Source organism: Neobacillus massiliamazoniensis (assembly GCF_001048695.1).
GTDB classification, from domain to species: Bacteria; Bacillota; Bacilli; order Bacillales; family Cytobacillaceae; genus Neobacillus; species Neobacillus massiliamazoniensis.
In genome coordinates this window covers 921,170-939,392 of record NZ_CVRB01000001.1, presented here as the reverse complement: position 1 = coordinate 939,392, position 18,223 = coordinate 921,170, and the positions used below count along the sequence as shown (strand labels likewise).

19 protein-coding genes, 1 pseudogene and 1 other annotated feature are annotated in these 18,223 nt (G+C 37.5%); of the genes and pseudogenes, 10 read left to right on the top strand and 10 right to left on the bottom strand.

The window, feature by feature from the left end; all coding sequences use genetic code 11:
• Positions 1–57: 57 nt before the first annotated feature.
• Positions 58–939 (bottom strand): cupredoxin domain-containing protein, encoded by an 882-nt coding sequence (locus BN1082_RS26910; protein WP_141650817.1) that lies wholly within the window; start codon positions 937–939, stop codon positions 58–60.
• Between the two features lie 154 nt (positions 940–1,093).
• Entirely contained in the window at positions 1,094–1,264 is a 171-nt protein-coding gene (locus BN1082_RS27295; protein ID WP_176699646.1) for a hypothetical protein, read from the bottom strand.
• An 89-nt stretch (positions 1,265–1,353) separates the two neighbouring features.
• Positions 1,354–1,570 (top strand) — a binding site (T-box leader).
• 48 nt (positions 1,571–1,618) lie between these two features.
• On the opposite strand from BN1082_RS27295, the gene proS reads away from it, so the two are divergent.
• The 5 genes and pseudogenes from proS to BN1082_RS04525 all read left to right on the top strand — a co-directional run bounded on the left by proS (position 1,619) and on the right by BN1082_RS04525 (position 6,561).
• Positions 1,619–3,049 carry a proline--tRNA ligase gene (gene proS, locus BN1082_RS04545; protein WP_176699645.1) on the top strand — a complete coding sequence of 477 codons (1,431 nt, stop codon included), beginning with the start codon at positions 1,619–1,621 and terminating at the stop codon, positions 3,047–3,049.
• A 232-nt stretch (positions 3,050–3,281) separates the two neighbouring features.
• Positions 3,282–3,395 (top strand): annotated as a pseudogene (locus BN1082_RS04540) (GNAT family N-acetyltransferase); the annotation flags it as partial.
• Positions 3,396–3,575: 180 nt separating this feature from the next.
• Positions 3,576–4,337: a 3-hydroxyacyl-CoA dehydrogenase gene (locus BN1082_RS04535; protein ID WP_090631489.1), complete on the top strand. Its 762-nt coding sequence runs from the start codon at positions 3,576–3,578 to the stop codon at positions 4,335–4,337.
• Between the two features lie 67 nt (positions 4,338–4,404).
• The gene (locus BN1082_RS04530; RefSeq protein ID WP_090631486.1) at positions 4,405–5,520 is read left to right on the top strand and encodes a CaiB/BaiF CoA transferase family protein; all 1,116 of its coding nucleotides are present in this window, start codon (positions 4,405–4,407) and stop codon (positions 5,518–5,520) included.
• A gap of 135 nt (positions 5,521–5,655) precedes the next feature.
• Positions 5,656–6,561, top strand: coding sequence for a nuclease-related domain-containing protein (locus BN1082_RS04525; RefSeq protein ID WP_090631483.1), 906 nt, complete (start codon positions 5,656–5,658; stop codon positions 6,559–6,561).
• Positions 6,562–6,704: 143 nt separating this feature from the next.
• On the opposite strand, the gene BN1082_RS04520 is transcribed toward BN1082_RS04525, so the two are convergent.
• Positions 6,705–6,935 (bottom strand): hypothetical protein, encoded by a 231-nt coding sequence (locus tag BN1082_RS04520; RefSeq protein ID WP_176699644.1) that lies wholly within the window; start codon positions 6,933–6,935, stop codon positions 6,705–6,707.
• A 113-nt stretch (positions 6,936–7,048) separates the two neighbouring features.
• Complete coding sequence (locus BN1082_RS04515; protein ID WP_090631477.1) at positions 7,049–7,645, bottom strand: YdcF family protein; 597 nt, start codon at positions 7,643–7,645, stop codon at positions 7,049–7,051.
• Between the two features lie 374 nt (positions 7,646–8,019).
• Between BN1082_RS04515 and BN1082_RS04510 the strand changes: the two genes are divergently transcribed.
• The 5 genes from BN1082_RS04510 to BN1082_RS04490 all read left to right on the top strand — a co-directional run bounded on the left by BN1082_RS04510 (position 8,020) and on the right by BN1082_RS04490 (position 12,706).
• Positions 8,020–8,796: an SGNH/GDSL hydrolase family protein gene (locus tag BN1082_RS04510; RefSeq protein WP_425412106.1), complete on the top strand. Its 777-nt coding sequence runs from the start codon at positions 8,020–8,022 to the stop codon at positions 8,794–8,796.
• A gap of 13 nt (positions 8,797–8,809) precedes the next feature.
• Positions 8,810–9,721, top strand: coding sequence for an ABC transporter ATP-binding protein (locus BN1082_RS04505; RefSeq protein WP_090631474.1), 912 nt, complete (start codon positions 8,810–8,812; stop codon positions 9,719–9,721).
• Positions 9,714–10,694 (top strand): ABC transporter permease subunit, encoded by a 981-nt coding sequence (locus tag BN1082_RS04500; protein ID WP_090631470.1) that lies wholly within the window; start codon positions 9,714–9,716, stop codon positions 10,692–10,694. Before BN1082_RS04505 ends, BN1082_RS04500 begins: the two co-directional genes overlap by 8 nt.
• 109 nt (positions 10,695–10,803) lie before the next feature.
• A complete protein-coding gene (locus tag BN1082_RS04495) occupies positions 10,804–11,745 on the top strand; it encodes a CAP domain-containing protein (protein ID WP_245640308.1) in 942 nt (313 codons plus the stop codon).
• A 388-nt stretch (positions 11,746–12,133) separates the two neighbouring features.
• Positions 12,134–12,706, top strand: coding sequence for a hypothetical protein (locus BN1082_RS04490; RefSeq protein WP_090631467.1), 573 nt, complete (start codon positions 12,134–12,136; stop codon positions 12,704–12,706).
• A 93-nt stretch (positions 12,707–12,799) separates the two neighbouring features.
• On the opposite strand, the gene BN1082_RS04485 is transcribed toward BN1082_RS04490, so the two are convergent.
• The 6 genes from BN1082_RS04485 to dltA all read right to left on the bottom strand — a co-directional run bounded on the left by BN1082_RS04485 (position 12,800) and on the right by dltA (position 18,209).
• Positions 12,800–13,015, bottom strand: a complete 216-nt coding sequence (locus tag BN1082_RS04485; RefSeq protein WP_090631464.1) for a twin-arginine translocase TatA/TatE family subunit — start codon at positions 13,013–13,015, stop codon at positions 12,800–12,802.
• Positions 13,016–13,104: 89 nt separating this feature from the next.
• The gene (locus tag BN1082_RS04480) at positions 13,105–13,692 is read right to left on the bottom strand and encodes a hypothetical protein (protein WP_090631462.1); all 588 of its coding nucleotides are present in this window, start codon (positions 13,690–13,692) and stop codon (positions 13,105–13,107) included.
• A 393-nt stretch (positions 13,693–14,085) separates the two neighbouring features.
• On the bottom strand, positions 14,086–15,288 hold the full coding sequence (gene dltD / locus BN1082_RS04475; protein ID WP_090631459.1) for a D-alanyl-lipoteichoic acid biosynthesis protein DltD: 1,203 nt from the start codon (positions 15,286–15,288) through the stop codon (positions 14,086–14,088).
• On the bottom strand, positions 15,285–15,521 hold the full coding sequence (dltC, locus tag BN1082_RS04470) for a D-alanine--poly(phosphoribitol) ligase subunit 2 (RefSeq protein WP_090631456.1): 237 nt from the start codon (positions 15,519–15,521) through the stop codon (positions 15,285–15,287). Before dltC ends, dltD begins: the two co-directional genes overlap by 4 nt.
• Before the next feature lie 16 nt (positions 15,522–15,537).
• Complete coding sequence (dltB, locus tag BN1082_RS04465; protein WP_090631453.1) at positions 15,538–16,695, bottom strand: D-alanyl-lipoteichoic acid biosynthesis protein DltB; 1,158 nt, start codon at positions 16,693–16,695, stop codon at positions 15,538–15,540.
• A complete protein-coding gene (dltA, locus tag BN1082_RS04460; RefSeq protein ID WP_090631451.1) occupies positions 16,692–18,209 on the bottom strand; it encodes a D-alanine--poly(phosphoribitol) ligase subunit DltA in 1,518 nt (505 codons plus the stop codon). Before dltA ends, dltB begins: the two co-directional genes overlap by 4 nt.
• Positions 18,210–18,223: the final 14 nt, after the last annotated feature.

Below are 18,223 nucleotides of genomic sequence, written 5' to 3'. Positions count from 1 at the left end.
AAAGAGGATATCCTAATACAAAGGGTTAAAACCCTTTTGGGACATCCTCTTTCTATTTTATTTTACAATAATGGTCCCTTTATACATATGCATACCGCAGCTAAAGGTATATTCTCCTGTTTTATCCGGTGTGAAGGTTAAATTCGTTGTCCCCACTTTTAAGTTTACATTGTTTATATTAAAATCAGGCATGGTGAAGGTGGTGAGGCAGCTATTCTCTAGTGGATTGTCAATCTCTAGTTCAACTTGGACACCTTTTTTTACAAGAATCACATTAGGGGTGTAACCTGTTGGGGTGACCTTCATCGTCACTTTTGGATTGCTTTCCTTCGATACATCGATTTCCGATTTACTTGATTGTTGAGGAGTTTTCTCCTGCGTATTAGCAGTAACATTCTTATCTGGAATTTTCACGAGATCACTGCTGTATAAAAACAAAAACACTGTTACGAGAACCACTCCTGCAGACAAAATCGCGAAAGGAGACAGGCCTTGTGTATCGAGCGAAAATTTATCACTAGTTTCGACTAATATAAATATAATAACTATGCCAGTAATGACAACATATAATAGTAGTAAAAGGAGAAGCATAACGGTTGGAGCTGTATATTGAAGCATGACGCCGAGTATTGCTCCCAATAGACTGCTGATTAAGCCCGAAAGTGCACCATTCATTATTGGTATCAGTCCAAGCGGCTGTCCTGATAAGAAACCGATCGTAAAGCCAATAATGATACTAATTCCGCTTGAAAGAAACATATCCCCTGAATATGAACCTAAGAGGAATCCAGATAAAAGGCCTGCCATTGTCGCAATCGCCATACTAATCACCATTCCTGCCATGGTGGATAGTTTGCTCTTTTCGCGGTGAACCAGGTAAATGGAATAGCTTGTCATGATAAAAACGACCGCTATCGTGATAATCAATAAAATATTCATGATGCATATCTCCTCTATATAGAGTCATTAAACCAAAACACTATATTGATATTATAAAGGAAATATTTGTATTGAATTTTGACTTTTATGAACTTTTCATGAAAATTGCTACTTTTATGGAGAAAATGAGACAAATGGAAACGCAAGGGGAACGTTATGATTCTTCATGTTCTTTATCAAGAGTATTTTTAAAAATGCGTTTTAAGGCATCATTTTGCATGCGGATGTATTCGAGTAAAACTCTTTTTTCTTCTTCCTCTTTTTCAAGCTCATCCTTATTCTTTTTCTCCAATGCCTTCACCCCGTTTGTAATTAGTAATTGCATTTTAACCTATCTACAAAAAATGATAAATAGAAAGAAACATTCACTTGTTGACTTTTATGCTTGAGAAATATATAATAACCAAAAATACTATTGAAACGATGATGGGGACTAGTAAATTGAAAAGGTCTTACCAAGAGAGGAAACCATTTGCTGAAAGGTTTCTTAAGACGGTCAGTTGAACCTGCCTCGGAGTTCTGTATCGGATTTCTTGAAGATACATGCGGATCAAATCCGTTATCATGTAAAGTGTTTAAAGCATGTTGCTTTATAAATTTAGGGTGGTACCGCCAGGCCTTGGTCCCTTGTTGGGATTAAGGCCTTTTTATATTTTAAAAAAATAATGAGGTGTCAAGAATGGCTAAGGAATTTGTAAAAGATGTTACTTCAATGGACGAGGATTTCGCCCAGTGGTACACAGATATTGTCACAAAAGCAGATTTAATTGACTATTCAAGTGTTCGCGGCTCGATGATTATCCGCCCATATGGCTATGCCTTATGGGATAATATAAAAAATGAACTAGATCGCCGCATTAAAGAAACCGGGCATGAAAATGTTTATATGCCACTATTTATTCCTGAAAGCTTACTTCAGAAGGAAAAGGATCATGTTGAAGGATTTGCTCCTGAAGTCGCTTGGGTAACACATGGTGGTTCTGAAGAGCTTGCTGAAAGACTCGTGGTTCGCCCAACATCAGAAGTGTTATTCTGTGAGCATTACAAAAATATCATTCATTCCTATCGTGATTTACCAAAGCTATATAATCAGTGGGCAAATGTGGTGCGTTGGGAAAAAACAACTCGCCCATTCCTTCGAACATTAGAATTTTTATGGCAGGAAGGTCACACAGCGCACGCAACAGATGAAGATGCAATGGAAGAAACCATTAAAATGCTAAATGTTTATGCCTCTATCTGTGAAGAAATTCTCGCTATTCCGGTCGTAAAAGGGCAAAAAACGGAAAAAGAAAAATTTGCTGGAGCCAAAGCAACCTTCACAATCGAAAGCTTAATGCATGATGGAAAAGCACTTCAGTCTGGAACTTCTCATCACTTTGGTTCAGGATTTGCAGAAGCGTTCGGTATTCAATACACAGACAAAGATGGTAAGCTACAATATGTTCATCAAACTTCATGGGGCTTCACCACTAGAATTATTGGTGCCTTAATCATGGTACATGGCGATGACCGCGGCCTGGTGATACCGCCAAAGGCAGCACCGACCCAAGTCATGATTGTGCCAATTGCCCAGCATAAAGAAGGCGTTCTTGACTTTTCCTATAATTTGAAACAGTCTCTTTCTTCGGTTGCTCGAGTTGACATCGATGCAAGTGATAAGAAACCAGGCTGGAAATTCAATGAATACGAAATGAAGGGGATTCCAGTTCGCCTTGAAGTTGGGCCAAAAGACATTGAAAACAAGCAAGTTGTTTTGGTAAGAAGGGATACATTAGAAAAATTAGTTGTTCCTATCGCCGAACTAGAAATTAAGCTTGCTGAGTTATTAGATGAGATCCAAGAAAATCTTTTCAATAAAGCACTTAATCATCGCGAAGGAAGAACTTCAAAGGCTGTAAACTTTGATGAATTTAAAGAAACACTTGTTAACAAACCTGGTTTTATCAAAGCCATGTGGTGCGGAGAAACAGCTTGTGAGGAAAAAATCAAAGAAGAAACTGGTGCAACCTCCAGATGTATCCCGTTTGAACAGGAACAGGTTTCAGATAAGTGCGTGTGCTGCGGAAAAGAAGCGAAAAAGATGGTATATTGGGCGAAAGCTTATTAATTTTTTAAAGGCTCTTCTACTTGGAAGAGTCTTTTTTACTTCAAAAAAAGTGAAACGCGCATATATTTGTTTTTTCGCTCATAAATAAAAAAATTCGCGCATATATCAGATTAATTCGCGCATAAATGCTGTTTGAAAGCAGTTATAGACCATCGTTAACAATATAGCTGCGGAAAAATCACATTTTATCTGCATTTAGATGATTTATCTGCGAAAAATCAATTATATCTGCCGGGCAATCCCTGAACGGCTGGGATTCCAATTAGAAGGGATTTTAAAAAATGATGGAAAATCTTTTGAAGATAATGAATTAAGAGATACGTGCATCTATGCAAAGATAAAGTAATTAGAGTACCGAGGTCTTTAATTATAAAATATTAACTGAATTTTACGAAAATAATATTGAATCTTCACTAAAGAACGGTTTATGATGAAATAGAGAATTATGAATCATTATTCAGAAAATGAGAGTGGTTTCATTATGGAAATTGGACTTGCTCTGAATGAATAATAGGAGGATGACACGATGCAACTGAAGGATCATGTTTTTCTAATAACTGGCGGTGGCTCCGGACTTGGAGAAGCTTCTGCCCGAATCATCCATGAAAATGGCGGTAAGACAGTCATTGTTGATCTAGATGAATCAAAGGGACATGCAGTAGCAGAGGAGCTTGACGGACAATTCGTCCAAGCCAATGTTTGTGATGAAGAGGATGTAAAGCGAGCTGTTAGGACTGCTATTGATAGCTATGGCGGGCTTCACGGTGCCATCAATTGTGCAGGTATTGGCGATTCAAAACGGGTTGTCAGTAAGAAGGGGCCGTTTCCACTTGAACTGTTTACAAAAGTCGTTCAAGTTAATTTAATCGGTACCTTCAATGTTCTCCGTTTGGCTGCGGAAGCAATGTCTCTAGGTGAACCCAATGAAGAAGGAGAACGGGGTATCATCATTAATACCGCATCCGTGGCTGCATTTGAAGGACAAATTGGTCAGGCAGCGTATTCTGCTTCAAAAGCTGGCATCGTAGGTATGACTTTACCCATTGCACGTGAACTGGCTGGTTTTGGAATCCGTGTCATGACGATTGCTCCGGGATTGTTTGAAACACCGCTATTGGGGCAGGTGCCTGAAGAGCTCCGCATTGCGCTAGGAAAACAAATTCCTTTCCCGTCACGACTTGGAAAACCGAATGAATTTGCGATGCTTGCAAAAAGTATCATTGAAAATCCAATGCTGAACGGAGAAACGATTCGCCTTGATGGTGCGATCCGGATGTCACCTAGATAGTTCGTAATAACCATTGGCGGTGAATCCCACTAATATATTGCAATTGTAAGGGGGAAAACAAAGGCGTATGACTCTATTAAGTAATTTAAAGATTTTAGATTTTTCGACTTTACTACCTGGACCTTTTGCAACTTTATTATTGACCGATTTAGGTGCAGAGGTTCTTCATGTCAAAAAACCGGCAAGCAGGGAGGCCTGGTTTGACGATCGTTATCTTAATCGGTCAAAAAAATCGATTACCCTTGATTTAAAGCAAGATGAGTCCAAAGATTTGGTAAAGCAGTTAGTGAAAGAGTATGATATTGTTCTTGAGCAATTCCGCCCAGGTGTAATGGAAAGGCTTGGCTTAGGGTACGATGATTTAAAAAAAATAAACCCACGATTAATTTATTGCTCCTTAACTGGATTTGGACAAACGGGACCATATAAGGATCGTCCTGGTCATGACATTAATTATCTCTCAATCGCCGGGCTTTCCAGCTATTCTGGCACTCAAAAAGGAGGGCCACCAAATCAGGGAACACAGATCGCGGATATTGCGGGCGGTTCTTTACATTCTGTTGTTGCCATATTATCTGCAGTTATCTACCGTGAACGAACGGGGGAGGGGCAATTTATTGACATTAGCATGACGGATTGCAGCTTTGCCTTGAATGCATTATTTGCTCCGACATACTTAGTCGGAGAGAAAAACCTCGAGCCGGAAAAATTAATGTTAAATGGTGGAACCTTTTATGGCTATTATCAAACGAAGGATGGCCGCTATTTCTCAGTAGGGAGTTTAGAACCGCAATTTCGAAAAGCGCTGTGTGAAGCAATTGGTCGAGTGGATTTAATTGAGACTAGCTTTAGTAACAATCCGGAACATATCGCATCCTTTAAAGAAGCAGTTAAACAGGAGTTTTTATTGAAAACCTTTGACGAGTGGCAGGACATTTTTGCTGATTTTGAAGCATGTGCCGAGCCCGTACTAACATTTGCTGAAGCGTGCGAACATCCGCAATTGATCGCACGTGGAATGGTGGTTGAGGTACCTAAAGTAGATGGAGGGACTCAAAAACAAATAGCTTGTCCAATCAAAACATCTGTATTCACTCCCAACTATAAACATGTTGGTTTAAGTCCCGGAGATAGTAATAAGGAAGTTTTCGTAGGGCTAAATAAATTGGAATCGTCCAGTTAATTGAGAATACCCCAAAGCTAATCTTTGGGGTATTTTTGTTTATATATGTTAACAAAATATTCAATCATTACATGCAAAAAAATTAGTGGATTTTGTAAAATTAACTTATAACTTATTTAAGAAAGGTTGTGTGAAATGATTTTAAAGAATCGGTCTGAACTTAATAGGTTAAAAATTTTACGATCATTGAACGTACGAATGAATTTAACTGAGGAAGAAAAACAGTATTATTTAAACCAAGAGAAAGGTTATGTAGGCGAGAAGAGGTTTGATGAGTTAACAAAAAACCTAGGAAACGATTTATACATTTTAAATGATTTAATGCTTAAGACGAATAACACCCATTTTCAAATTGATACCCTCATTATTTCTCAGTCTTCTATCCTTCCGATTGAAATAAAATATTTTAATGGTGATCATTACTATCAATCCGAAAGCTTTTTTAAAATACCCAAAAAAGAAATTCAGAATCCGCTGCAGCAATTGAGACGAAGTGAATCCTTACTCCGCCAATTTCTTCGTAACCTCGGATACCACGGCCACATCGAACCATACCTTGTCTTTAATAACCCCGAGTTTACCTTATATCAAGCACCTTTAAACGAACCAATCATTTATCCAACACAAGTTAATCGTTTTATAGGAAATTTGGAAAATACTCCATCAAAGCTTAATAGTTGGCATATGAAGCTAGCTGAACAAATTATCTCAAAGCATATTACTGAATCACCGTATACTCTGTTGCCTTCATATGATTATGATCAACAAAAAAAGGGTATCACTTGCGCATCGTGTCATTCATTTAACGTTACTGCCAATGCTAAGAAGTTGGTATGTGATAAGTGCGGGAACCAAGAAGAAATAGATTCTGCCATATTGCGAAGTGCAGAGGAGCTTAAACTTCTTTTTCCCAATAGAAAAATTACTACCAGGACTATTCAAGAGTGGTGTGTAGTGATATCTTCTAAGAAGATCATTCGGAGGGTTTTGCTTGAAAACTATAAAGGTATCGGTTTTGGTAAGGGGTTTTATTTTGAGTAACTTGTAAATTTCGCTCACAATGAACTCCTACGTGCCCCAAGTCGAGTAACTTTTACTAAATTGGTAACGTAAAGTCATTAAGGTGCCCTTGGTGGAGCAATTTTTACTAATGCGGTAACGTAAAACCATTTTCGTGCCCCGAGTCAAGCTATTTTCACAAAATCGGTAACGTAAAACCATTTTCGTGCCCCTACTCGAGCTATTTTCACAAAATCGGTAACGTAAAACCAAATACGTGCCCCGAGTCGAGTTATTTTCACAAAATCGGTAACGTAAATCCAAATACGTGCCCCAAGTCGAGCTATTTTCACAAAATCGGTAACGTAAAACCAAATACGTGCCCCGAGTCGAGTTATTTTCAATAATCGGGTCACGTAAATCCATTTACGTGACCCGGGTAGAGCAATTTTCACTTTTGCGGACACGTAAATCCATCTACGTGTCCTGATTCAAGAAATTTTCCTCTTATCGGCCAAGTAATCACTAGTTAAAATACCCCTACTGAAAACAATTTTTGTAAATAATATTTAGTAATTGCTAAATATTCACGTGAGTATGATTTTATGACAGCATTTGCTGGGGTTTCAGCTGGCAGACCGGACAATGTTAATCCTTGGTCATGCGCAATCGATAGCGATCGGTACATGTGAAAGGTATTGGTTACAACAATGCCGGACTTAGCATTTTTCGGGATGAGCTTTTTAGAAAACTCGATATTTTCTACTGTATTAGTTGATCGATTCTCCATAATAACTCTCGATTCATCGATCCCTTTTTTCATAAGCTCATTTTTAATGGCTTCCGCCTCAGAAATATCTTCTCCAGAACCCTTTCCTCCTGAAGCAATCGCAATAGTATTTTTATTTTCCGTTAAATATTTGGCTGCAGCGTCAATTCTAGATTGCAATACCAGAGAGGGCACCTTGCCATTGACCTTTGCACCGAGAATAATTACATAATCAGCGTTCTTTGGAGGCTCTAAGTGACTGTATTGAGAAATCTTCACTTGTAAAAAAACAAGATAAATCAACCCAATTCCTACAATAATACCTAATGTAAATAAAATTTTTTTCTTATTTTTCATGGTGTCAAATCCTTTTTTTAAATAAATACATTATATAGAACTCAGGTATAATAATGAAAGCATATCACAATTGGAAAATTTATGCATCCGTTTATAAGGTGAGTTTTGCGGAGCAAAGCGATTTCCATAGATGGATTCGTTTTCAGTAAATCTTTCTTAAACGATAACTTCTATGAAGACATTTATGGTATCCAATCTTTGGGTTCTTTTTTTGGCAAATAGGAAAGCATAAATTCTACAATGCCTCATGAACCGTCCTAACGGAATCGACAATCGCCAAGTTTTCACTTAATCCTTTCTTGCTGAGAGAGTTTTGACTCAAGCGACAAATGTGATTTAATTAGAGGTAGAAATTGCCAGAGGGGATGATTTTTTTGAATAAGATAATTATCCGGTTCGTTACTATAGTATCAGCATTATTTTGTTTAGTCTGGATAGTGGGGCTTGGGTGGGCAGTGAAGGAATATTATGCAGAAAAACCGGCTAAACTTCCACAGACAAAAATTATAAACAATAAAGTAGAAAATAAAAAAGGGTTGACGATCGTAGCACTTGGCGATTCTTTAACAAGAGGAACTGGTGATGTAACCGGAAAGGGCTATGTCGGCGATTTGCTTGATGAACTTAAGAAAAAAACAAAGCAGCCCATTCAGCTGACGAACCTGGGCATTATCGGACAAACATCGGATCAGCTCCGGTCACAGGTTCAACAAATGGAAGTCCAGCGTCAGATTCAAAAAGCGGATATCATTTTGGTGACAATAGGCGGTAATGATTTGTTTCGCGGTGGACAAGGCTTAGTGGATTATCAAACAACAGAAATTAACAAGATAGAAAAAAACTACTTGGATAATCTCAACTTTATTTTTCAACAGATTCGCAAGAACAATAGCAATGCAAATGTGTTCTTTATTGGATTGTATAATCCCTTTATGGATTTAAACCAGGGCAAAGCGATGTCGGAGGTCGTTCGTCATTGGAATTACGATAGCTCCGAAGCTTGCGCTGTTTTTCCCAAAATCGTATTCGTACCAACATATGATTTGTTCGAATTAAAAGTGAACGATTATCTTTATTCCGATAAGTTTCATCCAAATTCAAAGGGCTACCGTTTAATTGCTGAACGGGTTGCCTCATTGATCACTTGGTAAGGAGAAATGGTTGATGGAGAATATAACATTATCTGTAAAGAATCTAAAAAAGACAATTGGAAAAAAGGAAATTATTAAAGGGCTTACCTTTGATTTAAAAGAGGGGGAAGTATTTGGCTTTTTGGGGCCAAATGGAGCCGGCAAAACAACGACCATCCGAATGCTTGTCGGTCTTATTAAACCGTCCTCAGGGGAAATCTGTATTTGCGGATATAAAATTGGTGACCAATTTCAGCAGGCGATGAAAAATCTTGGCTGTATCGTAGAAAATCCAGAATTATATCCGTATTTGTCTGGCTATAACAATTTACTTCATTTTGCCAGAATGCTTGACGACATTGGGGAAGATCGGATTAATGAGGTCACTGAGCTTGTGGGGTTGTCGGAAAGAATTCATGATAAGGTCAAAACATATTCCCTTGGAATGAGGCAGCGCCTTGGAATTGCTCAGGCTCTTTTAGGAAAACCAAAAGTGCTTATTCTTGATGAACCAACTAATGGACTTGATCCGGCTGGAATTCGTGAGATGCGGCAATTTATCCGATTTCTCGCAGAAAAAGAGGGACTAAGCGTTCTTGTTTCCAGCCATTTATTAAGTGAAATCCAGCTTTTATGTGATCGGGTTGCGATAATTTCAAAGGGAACGATTATTCGGATTGATACGGTCCACCAATTACTTGCTAATCGGGAAAAAGTTGAATGGCGGTTCCAGCCATTTGAAAAAGGAAAGCAAATATTAAGTTCCTTAACCACAATCGAAGTGAGAGAAGATGGAACGATTCTTACAGAATTTAATGAACAAAAAACACCTGAGTGGAACAAACAACTAGTAGAATCAGGTGTCCTTGTGATCGAAATTAACCGGAAAATGCCTGTTCTTGAAGATTTATTTCTCGAACTGACCGGGGGGGATTCAATTGATTAAACTCGTTCAAAATGAAATGATGAAGCTTATCGCCAAAAAGAGGCTAATCGTCATTACGATCATAATAGGTGTATTGGTAATTTTATTTACATATGCACAACATAAACAGGTCCAAACGCAAATGGAGAAATTGGGAACAAGTGACTGGAGAACGATGTTACAACAGCAAATTATTGATACGCAAAATAGGTTAAGTAACAGCCGCCTTACTCCTGATTTTAAAAAGCAGCTTCAAATTTCCCTGCAGCAGCAACAATACTATCTAGACAAAAATATTAATCCTGCTGAGCCAGGTGCACCAACCTTTATGAGGGTATTTTTAGAAAATTCAATTGATTTGTTTATTCCTTTAATGGTAATGGTCATCGCTAGCGATTTGGTATCATCCGAACATAGTTTGGGCTCCATTAAGCTTTTATTGACAAGACCAGTTAAGCGATGGAAGGTTCTCTTGAGTAAATATATTACCCTTTGTTTAGTGATTTCATTAATTGTTGCTATTGTAGGCTTTCTTTCATATATCATTTCCGGAATGGTTTTTGGTTATAAGGGATGGGGAGCTCCCATTCTTACAGGCTTTAATGTAACAGAAACAGGACTAAATACTGCGGCTGTAAAGGTTCTTTACCTATGGCAGTTTTTACTAATGGATTTTGGGCTTGTCTGGTTCGTAGCAATTGTAGTTGGAACATTATCCTTTATGCTTTCTGTATTAATTAGAAGCACAGCTGCTGGAATGGGAGTTATGCTTGCAGCTCTTATATCCGGAGCTATTTTAAGTAATATGGTTTCTTCTTGGGATTCAGCGAAATACCTTTTCATGGTCAATTTAAGGTTAACGGATTATATGAAGGGGCTAGCACCGCCAATTCAAGGAATGACGCTTTCTTTTTCATTGCTGGATCTTTTAGTTTGGTGGGCAGTTGCCTTATTTGTTTCTTTTTTCGTATTTACAAAAAAAGATGTGTATTAATGAAATATTGCTTCCCAGCTTTCACGGTATTTCCCATCAATACTTCTGTAGTAAAGGGAAAAGATAATAACGTATCTTTCTTCAATAATACAAGGGGGGTATGTGAAAGATGGGTTTTAAGCTGTCGAAAATTGCGGTTGCTTCTGTGATGTTAGCTTCGTTAACGGCGTGCACAGCCAATAGGGGAGCGAATATAAACAATACCACGACTGGTCCAAGAAATGTCTCAACTGGTGATTTAAGAACGATGAATAATCGAAATAGCGTAATGAATGACTTAAATCAGAACTATAATCCAGCAAACAACTTGGGTCGTACAGACAACCACAAAATGCCTACTGATGGGTTCAATACTCGAAACGTAATATATCCAGATGGAATGTCTAATGCGACAACCGAAATTCAGCCGATGAACAATGGGTTTATTACTATTGCTCCAAATTCTTATAGTACACAAACACCAAGCAGCCAGTATCCTCATACACAACGAATTAACCAAGGCAATTTCTGGTATTACTCATTCGTACCCGGAAATGCTAATCCAAACGCTGCTTTGCCAAAACAGTCGGTGACACCACCTCAGACTACGGCACCAACAGCACCAACGGCACCAAGAACAACAACACCTGCTGCACCGGCTCCACAAAAGCCAACGGCACAAGCCCCAACGGGAATCAGTCAGATGGCTCAGCAGGTAATTAATTTGACCAATGCGGAAAGAAAGAAAAATGGACTACCTCCTTTAACGGCAGACAGCTCGCTAAGTAGAGTAGCCCAGACAAAAACAAATGATATGGAAGCAAAACATTATTTCTCGCACACAAGTCCGACATATGGTTCCCCGTTTGATATGATGAGGGACTTCGGTATATCCTACAGTTCAGCTGGAGAAAATATTGCGATGGGGCAAACTACCGCGCAACAAGTTGTAACTGCTTGGATGAACAGTGAAGGGCACAGAAAAAACATTTTAAGTCCAAACTATACCAATATCGGTGTTGGTTTTACTTCCGATGGAAACTACTGGTCACAAATGTTTATTGGTAAATAACATCAAGAAAGCTATTCCTTGCATCGTGAGGGATAGCTTTTTTGAATTGATTAACCATTTACGTCTGCTAAAAAAGCCCACCTAACGTTTGTTGTAGAAAGTTTAGTCGAATTAATAAAACATTTAAAAGAATGTGGAATTGCTTTTACAGAAGACGAAAAGTTTCAAAATAAAACATAAATAATAAAGAGCACTCGTTTTGTTAAAAATGTGAAATATTTCACAAATCGCTCGATTAAGATGCAATATTAGAAAAATTTCCTCAAGAAAATATTAACAAAAATTTTGGTGAAATAGTAAATTTTTTCGGCTAAATTGGGAATGATAAATTCGTGACAATTAAAAACTGGTTAAAATTACTAATATAAAGTATTGGAAGGTGATTAGGATGAATATGAAAATGTTAATATTTGCTCTAGGCTTACTCTTTATGGTTCCGAGCATTGCAGCTGCCAACCCTACGGTGCCTGACACCAAGGGAGAAATAAAGGGAGAACAGGTTGAAAAACAACCTTGTAATTGTAATGAGGATAGGGACCATCATTTGAAGCATAAAGATTGGCAAGCAAAGATGGAGCAGCGGGACAAACATCTAATGACTTGGGTAAGTCAGTATACTCCGGAAAAGAAAGCGGAATGGGAAAAAGTAATGGCGGAGAAGAAGGCATTACGTAGTCAATGGATGAGTCCGGAGAATGCAGAAAAGAGAGAGAAGTTGAAAAAAGAAAAAATGGCCCAAATAGCGGAGCTAAAGAAACAATTTGAAGAAGGAAAGCTGACAAAGGAAGAATTTATGAAAAAGGCACATGAATGGAAAGGTATGGGGCATTGGAAAACATACCATGAATTAGAGATGGCGGTAGAAGCGAAAAATAAGAAGGATGCAGCCGTTCTATTAAATCAATTATTGGCTCAGTACAAGCAGCATAATCAAATGTTAAAAGTAATCTTAAAAAAATAAATTGAAAAAGAAAAGCGCAAGCGCCTTAGGGAGGGGAGATTGTCTGTAAACCTAGTCCCTTAAGCGCTTCCGCTTTTCATATTCAACCATTTTTTACTTTTTTACATCACTGGATTCTTGTTTAACCTCTTTCAAATCTTCATGCAAATCTTCTTTAATACCGTCAGTAATACCTTCTGTTGCCTTTTTAAATTCACGAATGGACTTACCAAAGGCACGTCCCACTTCAGGTAGTTTATTTGGCCCAAAGATTACTAAAGCAACAATAAGGATCAATATTAAACCAGGTACTCCAATATTAGAAAGCATAAATGTCATCTCCTAACCTAGAAGTGCTCATTTAATTTCATTCTTATTATATCGCTTTTCCAAACGTTCATCTAGTTAATTTTTTGTGTCTATCCGGCATGGACCAAAAATAGGATTAAAAAGATAACAGCAAGTCTAAAATGCCATTTGCGGTCGTTTCTTTTATACCGTTTTAAGCCCATAATGAGTAGAAAAAACAAGATAATGGTGGCTGATATTCCTGATAAATATGTGAAATCTAGTTTAAAACCCTTTAAAATCGCTAAAACCCCGTGCAGTAATACGATCCCAGTTGATACAAGGGCAGCAGGAACATGCCATTTTCTAACCAGCTTTCCTAAGGGCTGCAAAAGGGCTTTAATCTGAAATTTCCCCCATTGAAGCTTCTTGATATTTTTCCATTTTAAGATAAAAAATATGGGATATATCGATAACGCGACAAAAAAACCATACTCAGAAATAGAACCAAATTGTCTAAATAGATGTTTATATTGTCTGAAATTTACAGCCATTATCTTTTGATAGAACGCCAGGATTATAAATATACCTGTTATATTTAGAATAGCCGTTAGGATGAAGAAAAGGAGGACTAATCTGCGTTCCTTTGGATTTGCAATATAGTTAGCCAAGAACCCTGATTTTTGATTAGCCATTGTATGCTGTTTAATTGGAATCACCCACCTCTTTAAATCTTGGCTGTGTTAAAGGTCATTGTTGATTTTTGAAACTATGAGCGGAAGGCGCGAGATCCTCGAAAATGCTATCGCATTTCCTTCGTGCGGTGTTGATACATAGATGCTGATTCAACGTCCTGTGGGAGTACGGGGCAGGGGAGACCCCACAGACGCTTAAGCGCCGAGGAGGCTCCCCGGAACGCCCGCGGATGCTCGCTTCTTGAGCGCAAATCAGCAGGCAAGTTTAACACAGCCTATATCTTAAAACCTATCATAACCAATATTTATTAATTTTCCCTTAATAGGCTGATAAATCCAAAAGGTTTTTTCTATTTTCACATATTAAAAAACTTATATAAGTTAACAACGCACACGCCAATGAAAAAGTCGTCCGGGTTAATTTGCCCGGACGACTTCATCGTTTCCCTTTACACCATAATAAAAATCCTCAATCGCTTTATCAGTATAAACCCAGCCTTTCCAACCAATGTGGATCGTGTCTTTCATGAAATATGGATCGTATTCATGGTCTGAGAAATCGGCAACAGGAAAGCCCTCAGCTTCGATTTGCTTTGTAATCCGCTGATAATAAGCAGTACGACCTTGCTTAGGAAATCCAGTATAGTCATACCATTTTCCGTTTACTGGAATGGATATAAATAACGGGTCAGCTCCAGATTGTTTTAAAACATCAAGAACGAGTTGAAAGTCTTTGTATTCTGGTCCAGTTCCGTAAGTAGCTCCATGCTTATAGCCTCTTAATGAAGGAACCATTTTTTTCATTTTATCGTATTGTGAATTAATGACATCAAATTGATTATTTGTGGCCTGACTAGCACCTAATTGGTTTGCTTCCTCCGCTAATTGGTTCCAAGATTTATGTCTTAAATTATGCTTAATTTCACGTCCAGGCTGTTCACTGCCAACATAAGAATAATAGAGATCCTTTTTCTCTAATAAATTTCGATAGACATAAGCAAATGGGCGAACAAGATTAGCTTTTTGTTGGTCCCATGGGCTATTGGAAATCTCTCCTTTATAAAGGGTAGAGAGCATAGGATCATCTTTAACTGGTGAAAACTTTAACATGCGTTCAATTGCTTGTTTTTTTACGGATGGATCAATTTTGTTGTTAAAAGCAAAATCATATCCTTGTAATGTTGAATAATTTGGTACAAAATGCGATTCATCAGTTCCATTAGGTTGGAACCATTGAGGAGAAATGATGAATACTAATTTTTTTCCTTTAAGCTGGTCCATATGCTCGGAAAAATTCAAAAAATGAATTAAAGATTCGGTTCCACCTCTTCCGATAAGGAAAGGGGTAAATGGCGCATTGGTCACTTGGAAATAATTTGATGGATGAAAGCGATCCAACCTTGAAAGTTCAGAAGAACCATAAATGGGAAGATAACGATTATCCTCAAGCATTTCTGACTGAATATACTTTCCTTGGAACATGACCGGATTTAAATCTGTTGCTGCCTGACTGACTCGATTCTTTGGAATAAAGGTTTCAATCCAACTATTTGGAATGATAACAAGACAAAAAAGAACGAGTACCGCCAATATCATTGGGCCAAAGACAGGCTTTTTCATTTCATATCTTCCAACTCTTTAACAATATTATTTGGAGTGTTCCAAGTTTCACGGTCAAATTCCGTAATAGGAACGGTAATTCCAAATCGTTCTTCGACCTGAACAAGTAATTCTACTGTACCGAAAGAATCTAATAAACCTGCTTCAAATAAATCAATATCAGGATTTTCTTTGATGACGTCATCCTGGCAAATTTCAGCTAATAGAGAAACTACTTCATTTTTAAATTCCATTATAAATCAAACTCCCTTATTTAATTAAATGACCTGAGAAGATATAGAAGCCAAAACAAACAAAATGGAAGGTAATCACAATTCCAGCTATTTTAGTATATTTATTGTTTGGCAACCATTTATGTTTTTTATTGAACTGGTCAAAGGTATTATAGCATACCATTATTAATGCCTGATAGGCACCGTAAAGAATATATTGAATGGCCAGTCCATGCCATACACCCATTAATAAAAAATTCAAGATAAAGCCTAAGTTGGCTAAAAGGTTTCTGTTTTTAATCCACTTTTTCTTTGTCATCCAGAAGACAAAACGCATGAATACGTAGTCTCTAAACCAGAAGGATAAACTCATATGCCAACGATCCCAGAATTCCTTAATATTTCGGCTAAGGAACGGCTTATTAAAGTTTTCTGGAGATTTAATACCCATAATATAGCTGACACCGATAGCAAAACAGCTATAACCGGCGAAATCAAAGAAGAGATACATACTATAGGCATACATATAATAAAGATGATTCTCAAATGGACTATGAGCAATGTTTCCGATATTCGAGATAAAATAATTGTTAATGGAATAACCAATAATATATTTATATAAAAAACCAAGGAATATTTTGTTGATTCCATCATATAAAAGTAGTTTGTATTGATCTTTTGTTATCTCATTTTTTAGATCTTTTTCAAACCGGCGATAGCGGTCGATTGGACCGGAGGAAATCGTCGGAAAGAAGAGAATAAAATAGAGTAAACGGACAATTGACAAGTCTTTTTTGATAAGTCCATCCCTTATCTCCATTATTAATTGTGTACCTTTAAAGGTTAAATACGAAATTCCTAAAAAGCCCATCCAATTTACCTGTCCAAAAAACGGCAGCAGTTTCGATATCGTTAATGGCAGAATCGAAGCGATGACCGCAATGCAAAAAACAGCAGTATTATTGGCCTTTTTACGATAAGCAAAGTATGCCTTTATCAACAAAATTTGCCAAATTGTAAATGAAATTAGGGCAATCGCTCCAGTTGGCTTCGATGAAAAAATTATTGCTAAGACAATAACCGAAACAAAAATATTATAGGCTTGAAACCTTTTTCCTAACAAACCAAGAATAACAGTCGGTGCTAAAAGAAAAGCTAAAATGAAAAAGAAGGTGAAAGATCCATATGGTGTCATGCTAATACCATTTCCTTAATTTTTTTCCGGTCGACTTTTCCGTTTGATGTCATTGGAAGATCTTCGTGATAAGTGAATTTTCTCGGAATCATATAAGCAGGAAGCACTTCACCTAATTCTTTTTTAATCGCACTCGTTAATTGATATTCTTTTTCAAACTCATGTTGTTCAGAGACAATCGATGCCGATAAATACTCGATTTTTTCATCTTGATAAATTGGAATCACAACGACTGTTTTTACGTATTTGGATTTTGCAATATGATATTCAATTTCCTCTAATTCCATTCGGTAGCCATGTAATTTAATTTGAAAATCGATACGGCCTTTATAGAAAAGTAGACCTTCATCATTTAAAAAGCCGGCATCACCAGTTTTATATGCCCGTTCTCCTTCATATTGGATGAAAGCTTTGTTCGTAAGCTCTGGTTGACCTAAATAGCCTTTACTTACTCCAGGGCCGACAAGGATAATTTCGCCCTTTTCTCCATTAGGAACTTCATTTCCATTTTCATCAACTAGCAATATTCGTGAGTCTGCTTTTATTTTTCCAACAGGCAAGGAGGTAAATTCATCAAGCACCGCACTAGTAACTTCGATAGAAGTAATTGCAACAGTTGCTTCAGTTGGACCATATGTGTTGAATATTTTTGCTTTTGGAAATCTCTCCTTTAATTGTTGGCAAATCGCAACCGGTAAGATCTCACCACAAAAAAGAAAGACAGCTAAATTTGGAAGCAATTTCTCATTAAATGAAGGATCCATTAAACACATTTGCACAAAAGATGGAGTAGAAGTCCATACTTCAGTATTGGAATTTGCTAAAGCTTCAAACAAAATTTTTGGCTTTGCAATCATTTCTTTCGTAATCGCAAATAAGGTACCACCGCTAGCTAAGGCAGGGTAAAGGTCCATCACAGATAAATCAAAGGAAAATGGTGCCTGATTTAAAAAGCAAAGATTCCCATTTATCGGGAAATCGGTAAGCATCCAATTGACAAAGCTTTGCAAATTATTAGCTGAGATTTGCACCCCTTTTGGGTTACCTGTGCTGCCAGAAGTATAGATAATATAGAAATTTTCATCATCTTTAACCCAACGGTCGGAAGAAATTTCATCATGTAATTGTGGCAACAGCATGATTTCATCATGGTTGACAATCCGAACAGATACATCACTAAGACTCAATGGCTGATTGGAAACATTAATAACCAATTCCGTCCCGGAACTTTCAACGATTTTCACAACTCTTTCCATGGGGATGGAGGTATCGACTGGAATGTAAGGATGACCAGCTTTTACACTTCCTAGGAAAGAAACAAGCATTTCAGGCTCCATATGTCCATAAACTACAACAGGAGAGCCTGCTGTTAAATTTAGGTTTATGAGATAGGAAGCGGTTTGATCAGATTTTTTCCAAAGGTCTTGATAGCTGATTTCTTTGTTCGGAGATATAAATGCCAATGTTTCTGGTTGTTGATGGGCAAAATCTCGTATTTTGTTTAACACTTTCATATTATTTTACTCCC

What these genes read in the sequence shown, in the direction of transcription:
- dltD (WP_090631459.1), bottom strand. Translation starts at nt 15,288, where the DNA reads ATGAAAAAGCCTGTCTTTGGCCCAATGATATTGGCGGTACTCGTTCTT.
- BN1082_RS04515 (WP_090631477.1), bottom strand. Translation starts at nt 7,645, where the DNA reads ATGAAAAATAAGAAAAAAATTTTATTTACATTAGGTATTATTGTAGGA.
- BN1082_RS04530 (WP_090631486.1), top strand. Translation starts at nt 4,405, where the DNA reads ATGACTCTATTAAGTAATTTAAAGATTTTAGATTTTTCGACTTTACTA.
- dltB (WP_090631453.1), bottom strand. Translation starts at nt 16,695, where the DNA reads ATGACACCATATGGATCTTTCACCTTCTTTTTCATTTTAGCTTTTCTT.
- BN1082_RS04535 (WP_090631489.1), top strand. Translation starts at nt 3,576, where the DNA reads ATGCAACTGAAGGATCATGTTTTTCTAATAACTGGCGGTGGCTCCGGA.
- BN1082_RS04495 (WP_245640308.1), top strand. Translation starts at nt 10,804, where the DNA reads ATGGGTTTTAAGCTGTCGAAAATTGCGGTTGCTTCTGTGATGTTAGCT.
- BN1082_RS04505 (WP_090631474.1), top strand. Translation starts at nt 8,810, where the DNA reads ATGGAGAATATAACATTATCTGTAAAGAATCTAAAAAAGACAATTGGA.
- dltA (WP_090631451.1), bottom strand. Translation starts at nt 18,209, where the DNA reads ATGAAAGTGTTAAACAAAATACGAGATTTTGCCCATCAACAACCAGAA.
- BN1082_RS04490 (WP_090631467.1), top strand. Translation starts at nt 12,134, where the DNA reads ATGAATATGAAAATGTTAATATTTGCTCTAGGCTTACTCTTTATGGTT.
- BN1082_RS04525 (WP_090631483.1), top strand. Translation starts at nt 5,656, where the DNA reads ATGATTTTAAAGAATCGGTCTGAACTTAATAGGTTAAAAATTTTACGA.
- BN1082_RS27295 (WP_176699646.1), bottom strand. Translation starts at nt 1,264, where the DNA reads ATGCAATTACTAATTACAAACGGGGTGAAGGCATTGGAGAAAAAGAAT.
- proS (WP_176699645.1), top strand. Translation starts at nt 1,619, where the DNA reads ATGGCTAAGGAATTTGTAAAAGATGTTACTTCAATGGACGAGGATTTC.
- dltC (WP_090631456.1), bottom strand. Translation starts at nt 15,521, where the DNA reads ATGGAATTTAAAAATGAAGTAGTTTCTCTATTAGCTGAAATTTGCCAG.
- BN1082_RS26910 (WP_141650817.1), bottom strand. Translation starts at nt 939, where the DNA reads ATGAATATTTTATTGATTATCACGATAGCGGTCGTTTTTATCATGACA.
- BN1082_RS04485 (WP_090631464.1), bottom strand. Translation starts at nt 13,015, where the DNA reads ATGCTTTCTAATATTGGAGTACCTGGTTTAATATTGATCCTTATTGTT.